This is a genomic window from Sphingomonas sp. S2-65 (assembly GCF_021513175.1).
GTDB lineage: Bacteria > Pseudomonadota > Alphaproteobacteria > Sphingomonadales > Sphingomonadaceae > Sphingomonas.
Genome location: NZ_CP090953.1, coordinates 1,885,951 through 1,899,459, shown reverse-complemented (window position 1 = coordinate 1,899,459; position 13,509 = coordinate 1,885,951). Strand labels below are relative to the sequence as shown.

Annotated in this window: 18 protein-coding genes; 8 read left to right on the top strand and 10 right to left on the bottom strand. The window is 66.5% G+C overall.

The genetic code is table 11. The features are described 5' to 3' along the window. Positions 1–72: 72 nt before the first annotated feature. Positions 73–1,068 carry a ligase-associated DNA damage response exonuclease gene (locus LZ586_RS09000; RefSeq protein ID WP_235079684.1) on the top strand — a complete coding sequence of 332 codons (996 nt, stop codon included), beginning with the start codon at positions 73–75 and terminating at the stop codon, positions 1,066–1,068. A gap of 142 nt (positions 1,069–1,210) precedes the next feature. Here LZ586_RS09000 and LZ586_RS08995 read toward each other — a convergent pair whose 3' ends face one another. The 6 genes from LZ586_RS08995 to LZ586_RS08970 all read right to left on the bottom strand — a co-directional run bounded on the left by LZ586_RS08995 (position 1,211) and on the right by LZ586_RS08970 (position 5,873). After that, positions 1,211–1,609 (bottom strand): hypothetical protein, encoded by a 399-nt coding sequence (locus tag LZ586_RS08995; RefSeq protein WP_235079683.1) that lies wholly within the window; start codon positions 1,607–1,609, stop codon positions 1,211–1,213. Between the two features lie 27 nt (positions 1,610–1,636). After that, positions 1,637–3,151 carry an RNA polymerase factor sigma-54 gene (gene rpoN / locus LZ586_RS08990; protein ID WP_235079682.1) on the bottom strand — a complete coding sequence of 505 codons (1,515 nt, stop codon included), beginning with the start codon at positions 3,149–3,151 and terminating at the stop codon, positions 1,637–1,639. Between the two features lie 6 nt (positions 3,152–3,157). Continuing rightward, positions 3,158–3,934: an LPS export ABC transporter ATP-binding protein gene (gene lptB / locus LZ586_RS08985; RefSeq protein ID WP_235079681.1), complete on the bottom strand. Its 777-nt coding sequence runs from the start codon at positions 3,932–3,934 to the stop codon at positions 3,158–3,160. Between the two features lie 118 nt (positions 3,935–4,052). After that, complete coding sequence (locus tag LZ586_RS08980) at positions 4,053–4,616, bottom strand: LptA/OstA family protein (protein WP_235079680.1); 564 nt, start codon at positions 4,614–4,616, stop codon at positions 4,053–4,055. Beyond that, on the bottom strand, positions 4,616–5,260 hold the full coding sequence (gene lptC, locus LZ586_RS08975; protein ID WP_235079678.1) for an LPS export ABC transporter periplasmic protein LptC: 645 nt from the start codon (positions 5,258–5,260) through the stop codon (positions 4,616–4,618). Before lptC ends, LZ586_RS08980 begins: the two co-directional genes overlap by 1 nt. Beyond that, a complete protein-coding gene (locus tag LZ586_RS08970; RefSeq protein ID WP_235079677.1) occupies positions 5,253–5,873 on the bottom strand; it encodes a ribonuclease D in 621 nt (206 codons plus the stop codon). Before LZ586_RS08970 ends, lptC begins: the two co-directional genes overlap by 8 nt. A gap of 366 nt (positions 5,874–6,239) precedes the next feature. On the opposite strand from LZ586_RS08970, the gene LZ586_RS18230 reads away from it, so the two are divergent. Beyond that, positions 6,240–7,097: a cold-shock protein gene (locus tag LZ586_RS18230; protein WP_319938053.1), complete on the top strand. Its 858-nt coding sequence runs from the start codon at positions 6,240–6,242 to the stop codon at positions 7,095–7,097. 197 nt (positions 7,098–7,294) lie between these two features. Then, positions 7,295–7,939: a bifunctional nicotinamidase/pyrazinamidase gene (gene pncA, locus LZ586_RS08955; RefSeq protein ID WP_235079676.1), complete on the top strand. Its 645-nt coding sequence runs from the start codon at positions 7,295–7,297 to the stop codon at positions 7,937–7,939. A 31-nt stretch (positions 7,940–7,970) separates the two neighbouring features. Here pncA and LZ586_RS08950 read toward each other — a convergent pair whose 3' ends face one another. The 3 genes from LZ586_RS08950 to LZ586_RS08940 all read right to left on the bottom strand — a co-directional run bounded on the left by LZ586_RS08950 (position 7,971) and on the right by LZ586_RS08940 (position 10,815). Then, positions 7,971–9,563, bottom strand: coding sequence for a cisplatin damage response ATP-dependent DNA ligase (locus tag LZ586_RS08950; protein WP_235079675.1), 1,593 nt, complete (start codon positions 9,561–9,563; stop codon positions 7,971–7,973). Between the two features lie 85 nt (positions 9,564–9,648). Further along, positions 9,649–10,146, bottom strand: a complete 498-nt coding sequence (locus LZ586_RS08945; protein WP_235079674.1) for a Dps family protein — start codon at positions 10,144–10,146, stop codon at positions 9,649–9,651. 105 nt (positions 10,147–10,251) lie between these two features. Beyond that, positions 10,252–10,815 (bottom strand): TMEM165/GDT1 family protein, encoded by a 564-nt coding sequence (locus LZ586_RS08940; protein WP_235079672.1) that lies wholly within the window; start codon positions 10,813–10,815, stop codon positions 10,252–10,254. Between the two features lie 168 nt (positions 10,816–10,983). Here LZ586_RS08940 and rpmG point away from each other — a divergent pair, with 168 nt between their 5' ends. After that, entirely contained in the window at positions 10,984–11,151 is a 168-nt protein-coding gene (gene rpmG, locus LZ586_RS08935; protein ID WP_066808222.1) for a 50S ribosomal protein L33, read from the top strand. Positions 11,152–11,166: 15 nt separating this feature from the next. Here the strand turns inward: rpmG and LZ586_RS08930 are convergent, their stop codons facing one another. After that, positions 11,167–11,580, bottom strand: a complete 414-nt coding sequence (locus LZ586_RS08930; RefSeq protein ID WP_235079670.1) for a response regulator — start codon at positions 11,578–11,580, stop codon at positions 11,167–11,169. A gap of 37 nt (positions 11,581–11,617) precedes the next feature. Between LZ586_RS08930 and LZ586_RS08925 the strand changes: the two genes are divergently transcribed. The 4 genes from LZ586_RS08925 to LZ586_RS08910 all read left to right on the top strand — a co-directional run bounded on the left by LZ586_RS08925 (position 11,618) and on the right by LZ586_RS08910 (position 13,509). Beyond that, positions 11,618–11,884, top strand: a complete 267-nt coding sequence (locus LZ586_RS08925) for a DUF3572 family protein (RefSeq protein WP_235079668.1) — start codon at positions 11,618–11,620, stop codon at positions 11,882–11,884. Next, complete coding sequence (locus tag LZ586_RS08920; RefSeq protein ID WP_235079666.1) at positions 11,881–12,528, top strand: HAD family hydrolase; 648 nt, start codon at positions 11,881–11,883, stop codon at positions 12,526–12,528. The genes LZ586_RS08925 and LZ586_RS08920 overlap by 4 nt, the downstream gene beginning before the upstream one ends. Continuing rightward, positions 12,525–12,995: a RidA family protein gene (locus LZ586_RS08915; RefSeq protein WP_235079664.1), complete on the top strand. Its 471-nt coding sequence runs from the start codon at positions 12,525–12,527 to the stop codon at positions 12,993–12,995. The genes LZ586_RS08920 and LZ586_RS08915 overlap by 4 nt, the downstream gene beginning before the upstream one ends. A 67-nt stretch (positions 12,996–13,062) precedes the next feature. After that, positions 13,063–13,509 (top strand): hemerythrin domain-containing protein, encoded by a 447-nt coding sequence (locus LZ586_RS08910; protein ID WP_235079662.1) that lies wholly within the window; start codon positions 13,063–13,065, stop codon positions 13,507–13,509.

Here is a 13,509-nt window from a genome sequence, read left to right as displayed (position 1 = left end):
CCGCTCCTCAACGAAGCCAGGCGTGGTTTCGATCCAATTGGAACCGCAGGGCGCCAGGACCATATAGTCCCAATGGCATTGGGCAGCTGGATCGAACCGCATCCGAGCGGCATCTACATTCCCGTGGCGGATGCGTGGATCGACCCCTCGCAGCCGGTCGCGCGCGCGCTGGTGACGCATGGTCATGCGGATCACGCGCGCGGCGGACACGGCGAAGTCTGGGCGACGCCCGGCACGCTGGCGATCATGGACTGCCGCTATGGCGGGCAGAACGGCCGGCCCTGCGACTATGGCGAAGTGGTCCGGATGGGAGAAGTCGACATCAGCTTCGTGCCGGCGGGGCATGTGCTCGGCTCCTCGCAGATCGTGCTCGAACATGCCGGCGAACGCGTGGTGGTATCGGGCGACTACAAGCGCCGCGAGGATCCCACCTGCGAGCCGTTCCAGCCCGTGCCGTGCGACATCTTCATCACCGAGGCGACCTTCGGCCTGCCGGTGTTCCGCCACCCTGAGACGCATGACGAACTCGACAAGCTGCTGACGGCGCTACGGGCCGAGCCGACCCGCTGCATCCTGGTCGGCGCCTATGCGCTGGGCAAGGCGCAACGCGTGATCCGCGAGCTGCGGGTGATGGGGTTCGACGACCCGATCTACATCCACGGCGCGCTTCAGCGGCTGTGCGACCTGTATGTCGAACATGGCGTGGACCTGGGCGAGCTGCGCCCCGCGACCAGCGCGACCAAGGCCGAGCTTCAGGGCCGCATCATCCTGTCGCCCCCGGGCGCGCTCAACGATCGCTGGTCGCGTCGGCTGCCCGACCCGATCACGGCGATGGCATCGGGCTGGATGCGCGTCCGCCAGCGTGCGGTGCAGCGGAATATCGAACTGCCGCTGATCCTGTCCGATCACGCCGATTGGGACGAGCTGACCCACACCATCCAGGAAATCGAACCCAAGGAAGTCTGGGTCACCCATGGCCGCGAGGATGCGCTGGTCCATTGGTGCCGCATGCGTCAGATCAAGGCGCGCGCGCTGGATCTGGTCGGCTTCGAGGACGAGGACGACTGAGGCCACCGCTCCCTGGGCTGTTGCAAGGTAGGATTTGGCCTGCTTGGCTCGCGCGGTCCCCAGCATGGCTGCAGCTCTTCGCCGACCGCCATGGGGTGCGCATCGCGCTGGGCCTGAACTTTTCTAAACTTCCGCGCGGCGATCAGCTCGCGACGTGCTCCGGCGCTTCGTCCCCAGGGCTGAACAGCCAGGTCTCGGCTTCTAGGAACGTGTCGAAGCAATAGGCGCCGCGTCCCGAGAGCGCCCGCAACAGCTGACTGCGCGCCAGCGTGCGGCCGATCACGAAGGCCAGCCGCCGCGACCGGTATTCGGGTGCGCCGAGCACGCCCTGAAAGGCAGTGACCATCTCCTGCGGCTGGATCTTCATCTCGCGAAGATCGGTCAGGGTCAGATGCGCATTCCGGGGGCAGGTCAGCTTGGCATGTGCGTCATGGCGGGCCTGGAGAAACCCCGCAATGTCGTCGGGGCCAAACAGACCGCCCATGGTGATGCGGACCAGGTCACGCTCGGGCTCTACATGGAAGGAGAAGTTTGCGCTCACATTCCTATTATAGATCAAATTGGGTAATCACGAAGCTCCAGCGAGCGCCTTTTGCCGGCGCCGTTGCACCGAGCTGCCGATCCCCAGCGATTCCCGGTACTTGGCCACCGTGCGCCGGGCGATGTCGAAGCCCTTGCCGTTCAGCAACTCGACCAGCGTGTCATCGGAAAGGATCTTTTTCGGGTCCTCCGCGGTGATCAATGCCCGGATCGCGCTCTTCACGGCCTCGGCGGACACCGCATCTCCGCCGTCTGCCGCGGCGATGCCGCTGGTGAAGAAGTATTTCAGCTCGAACAGTCCGCGCGCGCAGCTCAGATATTTGTTCGACGTAACGCGGCTGACGGTCGATTCATGCATCTCAATCGCCTCGGCCACCTGCCGCAGTGTCAGCGGGCGAAGATGCGCGACGCCGCGCAGGAAGAACCCTTCCTGCTGCTTCACGATCTCAGTCGCGACCTTCACGATCGTGCGCTGGCGCTGGTCGAGCGCCTTGATAAGCCAGTTGGCACTGGCCAGGCAGTCGGTCAGCCAGGCCTTGCCCGCTTTGTCCTGTGCCCCGGCCGAGACTTCGGCATGGTAGCTGCGGTTGACCAGCAGCCGGGGCAGGGTCGCGTTGTTCAGCTCCACCACCCAGCCGCTTCCACGGCGCGCGACGAACACATCGGGCGTCACCGACGTGCTGGGCTCGCCGCCATAGCGGCACCCGGGCTTGGGATCATAGCTGCGCAACTCGCGGATCATGTCGCCCAGGTCTTCGTCGTCCACGTCGCAGATCCGCTTGAGGCGGGCCATCTCGCCGCGGGCGACCAGCTCGAGATTGTCGATCAGCCGCGCCATGCACGGATCGTAGCGGTCGGCCTCCTTCGCCTGGAGCGCAAGACATTCGGAAAGGCTGCGCGCGCCGACCCCGGTGGGATCGAAGGTGTGGATGACCGACAGGACCTGTTCGGCGCGGGCGAGCGGGATTTCCAGCCGCGTGGCGAGCTCGAGCAGCGAGCCCTGGAGATATCCGCACTCGTCGATCTGGTCGATGATCTGCGTGGCGATGAACAGGTCCGGTCCCGCCACGCTCGTTCCGGCCTGCGCCAGCAGGTGATCGGCCAGGCTCATCGCTCCGGCGGCCATGTTGTCGAAGTCGGGGCCATCTTCCGATACGCCGCCGGCGCTGCCGTTCAGGCCCAGGCCGCCGTCCAGGCCACCCATGCTGTCCGCCGCCGAGTCGTGGTGGAAGGTTTCGGCGCCAAGGTCGACGTCGAGCGCCGCCTCGCCCAGCGCTTCGCCGCCGCCGTTCAGCAGTTCGCTGGCGTCTGCAGGCCCGTCGCGCGGCAAATCCCACTCGCCGGTGTCTTCGGACGGCGCCGCGTCCGGCGCTTCCTCGCCCCCCGCCTGCGCATCGAGCAGCGGGTTCTTCTCCAGCTCCTCGGCGATGAAGGCTTCGACTTCCAGATTGGACAGCGTCAGCAGCTTGATCGCCTGCTGGAGCTGCGGCGTCATCACCAGCGATTGCGACTGCCGCAGGTCGAGGCGAGGCGCGAGGCTCATGATGTTCTAGAGCTCGAAGCTCTCGCCGAGGTACAGGCGGCGGACATTCTCGTCCTTGACGAGATCGTCGGGGGAGCCGGCGAACAGCACCCGGCCGTCATAGATGATGTAGCCGCGATCGACGATGTCCAGCGTCTCGCGGACATTGTGGTCGGTGATCAGCACGCCGATGCCACGGTTCTTGAGCTCGCAGATCAAGTCGCGAATGTCGGAGATCGAGATCGGATCGATGCCCGCGAACGGCTCGTCGAGCAGCATGATCGTCGGATCGGCGGCCAGCGCGCGGGCGATCTCTGCGCGGCGCCGCTCACCGCCCGACAGCGCCATCGAGGGCGAGGTGCGCAGCCGAGTCAGCCCGAACTCGTCGAGCAGCTGGTCAAGCCGGGCCTGCCGCTCGTCCTTGCTTCGCCCGCTCAGCTCGAGCACCGCCATGATGTTCTGCTCGACGTTGAGGCCGCGGAAGATCGATGTCTCCTGGGGCAGATAGCCCAGCCCCAGCACCGCGCGCCGGTACATCGGCAGCCGGGTGATATCCTCGCCATCCAGCATGATGCGGCCCGAATCGGGCTTCACCAGCCCCATCACCGAGTAGAAGCAGGTCGTCTTGCCGGCACCGTTCGGCCCCAGCAGCCCGATCACTTCGCCGCGGCCGACCGATACCGACACGTCGGTCAGCACCACCCGCTTGTCATAGGACTTCGCGATCGAGATGACCGCCAGGCCCTGTCCGGGAACCGACGCCGGATCCGCTACGGAAGGCTCGATCTTGGCGACTTCGTTCATGAAAGGTCCTTGGTCGCTTTCCTCAACGCCGTCGTCGTTCGATGCGCCGGCCGGGAGCCTGAAGAACAATCGCCCGGAAGGAAAGGGGGCAGTGCGTCAGGCCGTGGTTAAACCTCGATCATCGCTGCGGCGCGGGAGTGGACCGCTGCGGCACCGAGAACCGGCCGGTGACGCGGCCGCCGCTGCTCTGGACGCCCGGCTGGCCCGGTGTCGCGGCGCCGCCCACGCCCGATCCGTCGATGGTCGCGCGGCCGGTGTCCAGGTCAATCGAGAGCCGTCCACCGGTGACGTTGTTGCCGTTCTGCCGCAGCGTCACGTTGCCGATCATCGTGATGACGCGGCGGTTGAGATCGTAGATCGCATATTGCGAGGTGGCGCTCTGCTGCGGGCGCGTCACGGTGACGCCGCCCGCGGCATCCAGGCGCGACACCGACGGGGAGCCGTTGGTGATCTGCCCGGTATAGCTCACCGTCACGCGCGCGGCGGTCAGCGCCATCTCCGCCTGGGTGATGCGCACCGCGCCGGTCAGCAGCACCCGGTTGGCGCGGTCCTGCAGTTCGATGTGGTTCGCCCCGAAGTCGATCGGTGCCGCGGAATTGTGGCGCGACTGCGCAACGGCGACGCTGGACGCGGCAAGCGCCAGCGGGGCTCCGATCGAAAGCAAGGCGAGAGCGCGGGTCATCAGCGCCTATTTGCGCGGTTGGGGAATATCCGCAAGCGCGCATTGCCATCCAGCGACACGGTACGGCGTTCCAGGTCCGCGCTCAGCTTGTTTCCGCTGAACACGCCCATCGGCGTGTTGCCGCGCACCGCGCCGCCGCTTTGCAAGGTGCGGCTCTTGAGGTCCACCGTGGCATTCTGGGTGTTCAGGACATAGCCGTCCGACGTCTGGAAGCGAATCGGCCCGTCGACTGCCACCTGCTCGGTGTTCAGGTCGTACCGCCCGCTCGGGGCGACAAGCGATGCCGGGCCTTCGGGCAGGCGGATCTCGGCCTGCAAGTCGTTCAGCTGCACCACCGGCTCGGACGAGCTTTGCTGGATCGCCGACCCGGCATGAAGATGGAAAGCCTGTCCCTTGGCATCGTCGCCGCGATATTCCGCGCGTTCGATGCGAAGCCGTTCCTTGGCGACATCGACTCGGTTCTTGTCGAGCAGGAAGCTCATCTCGCCGCCCATCATCAGCGGCGCCACCACCAGGAACGCGCTCAGCACGCCGATGCCGATCGGCAACGCGATCAGCAACAGCCGAACCATGCGATCATGGCGGCTGCCGGGATGCGCCCAGCCGCGCTTGCGCGATGGAAGACGAGCGGCACCCTCAGACATGCGCGAAGATATCTACCTCCGGCCAGCCCGCCAGGTCGAGCTCGGCACGCCAGGGCAGGAAGTCGAAACAGGCTTGGGCGAGCGGCATGCGTCCTTCACGCTCGAGACGGGTGTCGAGTTCCGCCTTCATCGCATGAAGAAAGCGAACGTCGGACGCGGCATAATCCTTTTGCGCTTCGGAGAGTACGGGACCGCCCCAGTCGGACGACTGCTGCTGCTTGGACACTTCCTGACCCAGCAGCTCCCGCACCAACTCCTTCAATCCGTGGCGGTCGGTATAGGTCCGCACCAGCCGCGACGCGGTCTTGGTGCAATAGACCGGCCCTGCGGTGACGCCCAGATAGAAGCGGATCGCCGCCAGATCGAAGCGCGCGAAATGATAGAGCTTCAGCCGGTCGGGGTCCGCAAGCACCTCGCGCAGGTTGGGGGCGTCGTAGCTCGAGCGCGGCCCGAACCGCACCAGATGCTCGTCGCCCGATCCGTCCGACAGCTGCACGACGCACAGCCGGTCGCGCATGGTCACCAGGCCCATGGTCTCGGTGTCGACGGCGATCGAGGCGCCCGGCGCGAACACGCCTTCGGGCAGGTCTTCTTCATGGAAATGCACAGCCATGCCGCGCGCATAGGCGGGTTGGCGCCGTACCTCAATGGCGGCGAATCGCGGCCATGGATATTCCATCGGGCCGTCACGGCATGATCCCGCGAATCGGTGCCGGCAGTTTCGCCCAAGCGGGCGCCGGATCGGCCCGGCAGCGGCCGTGATCGCAAGCCCGGAACGCCGTAAACCAGGCCATTCACTAGCCTGTTTGCCTCGGCAATGGCGCAATTGCCGCAATCAAGTCGAATTTTGTTCGCACCATGGCTGGACTTGAGCTATGACGACCCTTGGCGGTACTTTGTCAGGCCGCGAAGACCTGCGTTATTCGTCCGACGCTCGGTTTTGATTTTGATATGGGCGAACCGGGAAGACGAGCAGGGCATGAGTTTCGATAGAGGGCGCCGTGGGGATCGCGGCGGACGCGGCAGGGACAAGCGCGACGGTTTCGGCAGCGACGACAGCAGCTTCGGCGGCGGCAGCAGCTTTGGCGGCGGTGATCGCGGCGGCTTCGGCGGCGGTGGCGGCGGCTTTGGCGGCGGTGACCGTGGCGGCTTCGGCGGCGGTGGCGGCGGCTTCAGCGGCGGCGGCGGCGGCGGCGGTTATCGCGGCGGCGGTGGTGGCGGCGGCTTCGGCGGCGGCAATCGCGGCGGCGGTGGTGGCGGCTTCGGCGGCGGCCGTGGTGGCGGCGGCGGTGGCGGCATGCCCCCCCAGGTCGTTGGCGAAGCGACCGGCGTGGTCAAGTTCTTCAACGCCCAGAAGGGCTTCGGCTTCGTCGTTCGTGACGACGGTGCTGAGGATGTGTTCGTGCACATCTCGGCAGTCGAGCAGGCTGGCCTGACCGGTCTTGCCGAGGGTCAGCCCCTGGGCTTCACGCTGGTCGATCGCGGCGGCCGCATTTCGGCAACCGAGCTCAAGATCGACGGCGAGCCTATGCCCGTCGACGACAATGGCGGCGGCGGCGCGGCACCGCGCGGCGACGCAGCCGGCGGCGCGAGCCGTGGTGGCCCGCAGCGTCAGCTGACCGGTGAGCGCGCGAGCGGCACCGTCAAGTTCTTCAACGCGATGAAGGGCTTCGGCTTCATTCAGCGCGACGATGGCCAGCCGGACGCGTTCGTGCACATCTCGGCAGTCGAGCGTGCAGGCATGCCGACGCTGAACGAGGGCGACCGTCTCGAGTTCGAACTCGAAGTCGATCGCCGCGGCAAGCATGCGGCTGTGAACCTGCAGCCCGGCAGCTAGGCCGAGCTAGAACGACAAGATCGAGGGCCTGGCGGCAACGCCGGGCCCTTTTTCGTTGAGCCCAAGGGAGGAACGGCATCGCGAGTGCGTGAAGTCGCGCGGCGGTTCGCGAGTGTCGTGCCGCAGCGAGCGCCGTGCCAAGCGGCCGGCAACCGGTACGCCGCTCTGTCGTTTCCGGATCGAGCAGGAGGCATTCAGTGAAGGACGGCGCATTTTCGATTCGTTCTGGTGACGCCCTGATCGTCATCGATCCGCAGAACGACTTCTGCCCGGGAGGAACGCTGGCCGTCGGCGGGGGTGACGCGATCATGCCCGGCATCAACGCGCTTGCCGCGAACTTCCCGACTATTGTCGTCACCCAGGACTGGCATCCGGCGGGCCATTCCTCCTTCGCCAGCAGCCACCCGAGTTCGCGGCCCTTCGATACGATACGACTCCCCTATGGCGAGCAAGTGCTCTGGCCCGACCATTGTATTCAGGGATCCCCGGGCGCAGCTTTCCACGCCGACATCGGGGAAACGATCCGGCGAGCCGCCCTGATCGTCCGCAAAGGCTATAATCCGGACGTCGATTCCTATTCTGCCTTCTTCGAAAACGACAAGACGACGCGAACCGGGCTGGCAGGCTTTCTGCGCGACAAGCGCGTGACCCGGTGCGTGTTCGTCGGTCTCGCCTATGACTTTTGCGTCGCCTGGTCCGCGCTCGACGCCGTCCGGGAAGGCTTTGAGGCCGTCGTGCTGAAAGACCACACACGGGCAATCGGAATGCCGCTCGCCGGCGGCGGAACGACGGTCAGCGAGGCGGAGGAGCGGTTCGCCGCGGCTGGAGTCGCCTTGATCTGATCTGGCGGCGCGCGCCCGCGGGTGGCGGCGGTCAGGTCACCAGTTTGTTCAGCCCCTCGATGGTGTCCGCCTCCTGCGCGGGCTTGTCGGTGCGGATGCGGCTGACGCGGGGAAAGCGCATCGCCAGTCCGGACTTGTGGCGTTTGGAAGCGTGGATCGAGTCGAACGCGACTTCGAGCACCAGCGTCTTCTCGGTCTCGCGCACTGGGCCGAATCGCGCAACGGTATGGTTGCGGACATAGCGGTCGAGCCATTTCAGCTCCTCGTCGGTGAAGCCGAAATACGCCTTTCCGACCGGCAACAGCTCGCCGTCGGGGGTCCAGCAGCCAAAGGTGAAGTCGGAATAGAAGGAACTGCGCCGGCCATTCCCCCGCTGCGCGTACATCAGCACGCAATCGGCGGTGAGGGGATCGCGCTTCCATTTGTACCACAGCCCGGCGCGCCGCCCGGCGACATAGGTCGAGTCGCGCCGCTTGAGCATGACGCCTTCGATCGCCGCGTTGCGTGCCTCGGCGCGGATCTCTTCCAGCGCGGGAAAGTCGCTCGCCTCGATTAACGACGACAGGTCGAACCGGTCGGGGTCAAGCTGCGCGGAGAATCGCTCGAGCCGAACGCGGCGCGCGGACCATGGCAGCTCGCGCACATCCTCCGCTCCGTCGAACAGGATGTCGTAGAGCCGGACGAATGCCGGGTACTCGGCCAGCGACTTGGCCGAAACGGTCTTGCGCCCAAGCCGCTGTTGCAGCGCGTTGAAGCTCGCGGCGCCGGCGCCTTCGTCCATCGTCGTGCCTTGCGCCGTGCCTTTCACCAGCAATTCGCCGTCGAGCACGCCGGGGGTCGTGTAGGCGGAAGCCACTTCGGGAAAGCTGTGCGTGATGTCGTCGCCGGCGCGGCTGAACAATCGCGTCTGCCCAGCGACATGGACCAGCTGGACGCGGATGCCGTCCCATTTCCACTCTGCGGCATAGTCTTCCAGGCTGACCTCGCCGTCTTCGAGTGGGTGCGCGAGCATGAAGGGGCGGAACACCGGCACGTTCTGCGCCGTCGGCTGCGCACCGCGCCCTTCCGCCCAGGCAAACAAGGTGAGGAAGGGCGGCGCGATCCCGTGCCAGACTTCCTCCACGGCATCGACATCCAGGCCAAAGGCTTGCGCGAGCGCGGTCTTCGCCAGTCGGGCCGAGACGCCGACTCGCAATTCGCCGGTGGCCAGTTTCAGCAATGCGAACCGTTCGTCCGAGTCCAGCCGGTCCAGCATCTCGGCTAGAGCCGCTGGGGCATCCGAGCGAGTAAGGCTGGCTAGCCGATCGATCGCTTCGGACAGCGGCAGCGGCGGTGCCGGCGTCGCGACCGGCGGCTCCGGCCATAGCAGCGCCACGGTCTCGGCGGTGTCGCCGACGAAATCGCGGCTGAGGCCGAACAGCACCGGGTCGACGCGCTCCTGGATCAATGCCCGGATCAGCGCCGGCTTCACCGCGGGAATGTCGAGCGTGCCGGTGAGTGCGGCGATCGCCCAGCCGCGGTCCGGATCGGGCGTCGCCCGCAGATAATCGCCCATCAGGCGAAGCTTGGCGTTCCGCGACCGGGTGTAGATCAGGCGGTCGAGCAGATCAGCGAAAGCGCGCATTGCACCTACTTGGGTTCGTGTCGGCGCGGCCGCCTTTATGCGACCGCGAGACGCCGACGCGCAGCCCCTCGCGGTTGTTCCGGGATCAGCCCTTGCGGCTGGCCTCGAACAGGAACCAGGCGCGCTCCTCGGCCTGGTCGGTCCACTCGTCGACGATGCCGCTGGTGGCGTTGTCGTTGGCGTCCTCGGCTGCCTGCTTCACCGTGCGGAAGCTCTCGACCAGCTTCAGATTGTCGTCGCGCAGTTCGGCGAGCATGTCGGCGGCCGACACGAACTCGGCATCATTGTCGCTGATCGTCTGGCGGCGCGCGATGTCGCCGATCGAACGCAGCGTGGTGTTGCCGGTTTTGCGGACGCGCTCGGCGATGGCATCGGTCACGCCCAGGATCTGCGAAGCCTGATCGTCGAGCATCAGGTGATAGTCGCGGAAGTGCGGGCCCGAGACGTGCCAGTGGAAATTCTTGGTCTTCAGATACAGCGTATAGCAATCGGCCAGCGCGCTGTTCAGCGCATCGGCGACGCTGCGCGTGTCGTTGCGGTTCAGGTCGGTCGGCGTCTGCAGCGCGGCTTTCGTGTCGGTCATGGTCGGTCCCTCAAGATTGGTTCGTGTGCTCAACGAAATCGATATAGGATCGGCTCCGTGTCCGGCCATGGCTTTCTTCCATGAGCGTGATCGACGCTGCCGGCCTTAGATCAGCCGAAGGGCTCCCACGCCGATCACCAGCCCTGCGCCCAGGAACAGAACGGCCGTGGCTATTCGTACCCAGCGGAGCGGCAGCGCGGTCCATGCGGTTTCGCCGAGTATCAGCGCGGCGCCGCTGACGATCGTCGCGCCTAGTGTCGCCCCCGCCGCGGCGAACCAGGGCTCGCCGCCGGTCGAAAGCGCCAGCGTGAAGAACTGGGTGCGTTCGCCGAACGCTAGAATGAACAGTCCAAGCAGCGCGGTACCGAAGCTGCCCAGGCGCCAGCGCTCTAGCCGGCTCGGCAGCTTCGACGTCCAGAACCCGGTCGCGCCGGCGAAAATCAGCGCGATGGCGAGCAGCAGCGACTTGGCTTCGGGAGTCAGGCTGGGCGTGAGCGTCGCTCCGAGCAGCGCCGCGACGATGTTGCCAGCGGCATGCGCAAGCGCGGCGGCGAGGAGGATGGTGCGTGGCCGACTCGTGCGGTCGGCCAGGATCGCCGCGAGAAGCGGCGGGCGGTCGCCTGGCTGGCTGAGCAGTGCCAGCAGAAAGGCGGGGACGAGCGCTTCCATCTGCGAGAAGCGTAGAGCATCTTGTTGACGCGGAAAAGCATGTGCCCGGCGTGACAGCGGGGTGCGTCCGCCTTGACTTTTCCCGCGAGGTGGCCCATCCGCCCGCACCTGTCAGCGGTGCGCAGACGCGCGCCGCTTTTCCATTTTAGCAATCAAGGGTTTCGGGTCATGGCCAAGCCGACCACTGTCAAGATCAAGCTCGTCAGCTCGGCGGACACGGGTTTCTTCTACGTCACCAAGAAGAATCCGCGTACCCAGACCGAGAAGCTGAGCTTCCGCAAGTATGATCCCGTCGTGCGCAAGCATGTCGAGTTCAAGGAAGCCAAGATCAAGTAAGCCGAAGCGGGGGATTCATTCCCCCGTATCGTCTTCTTCTTCCACTTCCTCCGGCTCGGCGCTGCCCGGCACCAAGGTGCGCACTTCGTCCATGAAGCGCGCCAGCGAGATCGGCTTGGAAACATAGGCATTCGCGCCAGCCGTGCGGATGCGCTCCTCGTCATCGCGCCCGGCATAGGCGGTCACCGCCATGATCGGAATCGCCCGCAGCCGGCTATCCAGCTTCATCTCGCGAATCAGCTCCAGGCCGGTGACATGCGGCATCTGTATGTCCATCACGACCAGATCGGGGCAGAACTCGCGCGTCTTGGCCACCGCCTCGCGCCCGTCCTTGACCGGCTCGACCACGAAGCCGTGCGCCCGCAGCAGATCGCAGAAGAGCTTCAGATTGAGTTCGTTGTCCTCGACAACGAGCACCCTTTTTGCCACGCCAGCACCCGCAATGATTACAAGGACCTATTAGGCGATGGCGCCCGCTGAGACAAATGCCGATGCGCTCGCGCTGCAGGCTTTGGTGTGGACGCTCGGCGACTCGCAGCGGGCGAATCGGCTGCTCGATCTGACCGGCCTCACGCCCGAGGAACTGCGCGCCCGCATCGGCGATCCCGCGCTGCTCGCCGCCGCGATCGGCTTTCTGGAATCCTACGAGCCCGACCTGATCGCCTGCGCCGCCGCGATCGGCGCAACCCCCGCCGAACTCGTCGCCGCGCGGGCGGCGCTGGAGACTGCATGAAACCGCTGCTGATCACCGATTGCGACGAAGTCCTGCTGCACATGGTGCGCCATTTCGGCACCTGGCTGGACGAGGCGCACGACATCGAGCTGTCGCTCGCCAAGGGTGGCTTCGAGAACGCGATGCGCCGCCGCGCCGACGACAGCATCGTCGAGGCCCCGGCGATGTGGCAGCTGCTCGACGGCTTCTTTCCCGGCGAGATGGCCCGCCAGACGCTGGTGCCGCATGCCCGCGAGGCGCTGGCCGCCATCGCCGCCAAGGCCGACATCGTCGTGCTCACCAATTTGGGCGACCATTGCCGCGCCCATCGCGTCGCCCAATTGGCCGAACACGGCATCGAGCACCGCGTCGAAACCAACCAGGGCCCCAAGGGTCCCGCGGTCGCCCGGCTGGTCGCCGAATATGGCGACCCCGTCACTGTGTTCGTCGACGATCTCGCCCAGCATCACGAATCGGTCGCCAAGACCGTGCCGCAGGTCCACCGCCTGCACATGGTGTCCGAGCCCGACATGGCGCCGCACATCGCCCCGGCGCGCTTCGCCCATGCCCGCATCGACGATTGGCAGCAGGCGCTCGCCTGGATCGAAACCCGCTTCGCGCAGGGCTTGACCGCCGCCGCGGCGAATGGTTCAGCGCAGGCATGACCGCTGCAATCGACGCCAAGCTGGCCCAACTGGGCCTTTCCGTTCCCGAAGCCGCCGCGCCGGTCGCGGCCTATGTTCCCGCAGTAGAGGCGGGCGGCATGCTGCACTTGTCCGGGCAGCTGCCGTTCAAGGACGGCGAGCTGATGACCGGCCGTCTGGGCGAAGACCGCGATCTCGCATTCGGCCAGGAAGCGGCACGGCGCTGCGGGCTGATGATCGTCGCGCAGATCAAGAAGGCGCTGGGCGGCGACCTGTCGCGAGTCGAGCGCATCGTGAAGCTCGGCGTGTTCGTCAACTCGGCCGGCAGCTTCACCGATCAGCCCAAGGTGGCGAACGGCGCGTCCGAGCTGATGCAGGCGCTGTTCGGAGATGCCGGACGCCATGCCCGCAGCGCGGTCGGCGTGCCGGTGCTGCCGTTGGGTGCCGCGGTCGAGATCGACGCGGTGGTTCAGGTCCGCGCCGGATAAGCCGGTTCCGGCGCTCGCGCCGGCATTGCTCTCTTCGAAACAGCCGCTAGGCTCGCCGAAGGAGAGGATGATGCAGGCGTTCACGAGTCTGTTCGCGGAGCATCGCGCGATAGAGCCGCTGGTGGTGGGATTGAAGGTGGCGCTGATGCAGCCGCTGCAGGATCCTGCCGAGGTGGCGGCGGTGCGCTGGCGGCTGGTGCGGGCATTGCTCGACCATTTCGATCATGAGGACCGCGACGTCTGCGGATCGCTACTGGCCAGCGGCAACGCCCAGGCCGTGGCCGCGGCGCTGGGCTTTCGCGAGTCGTTCGGCACGTTGCGCGCCGTGGTCCTCCACTATCAGCAGGACTGGCCGTCCGACCGGATGGAACGCGACTGGGATGGCTTTTGCGACGCCTCGCACGCGCTGCTCGCCGAGGTCGCCCGCCGCGTGGAGAGCGAGGAGCGTGCGCTATATCCCGAGGCGGCCCGCCTGCTGAAGCTGGTGCCGGTCCCTCCCGCGCCGGAGGGGTGA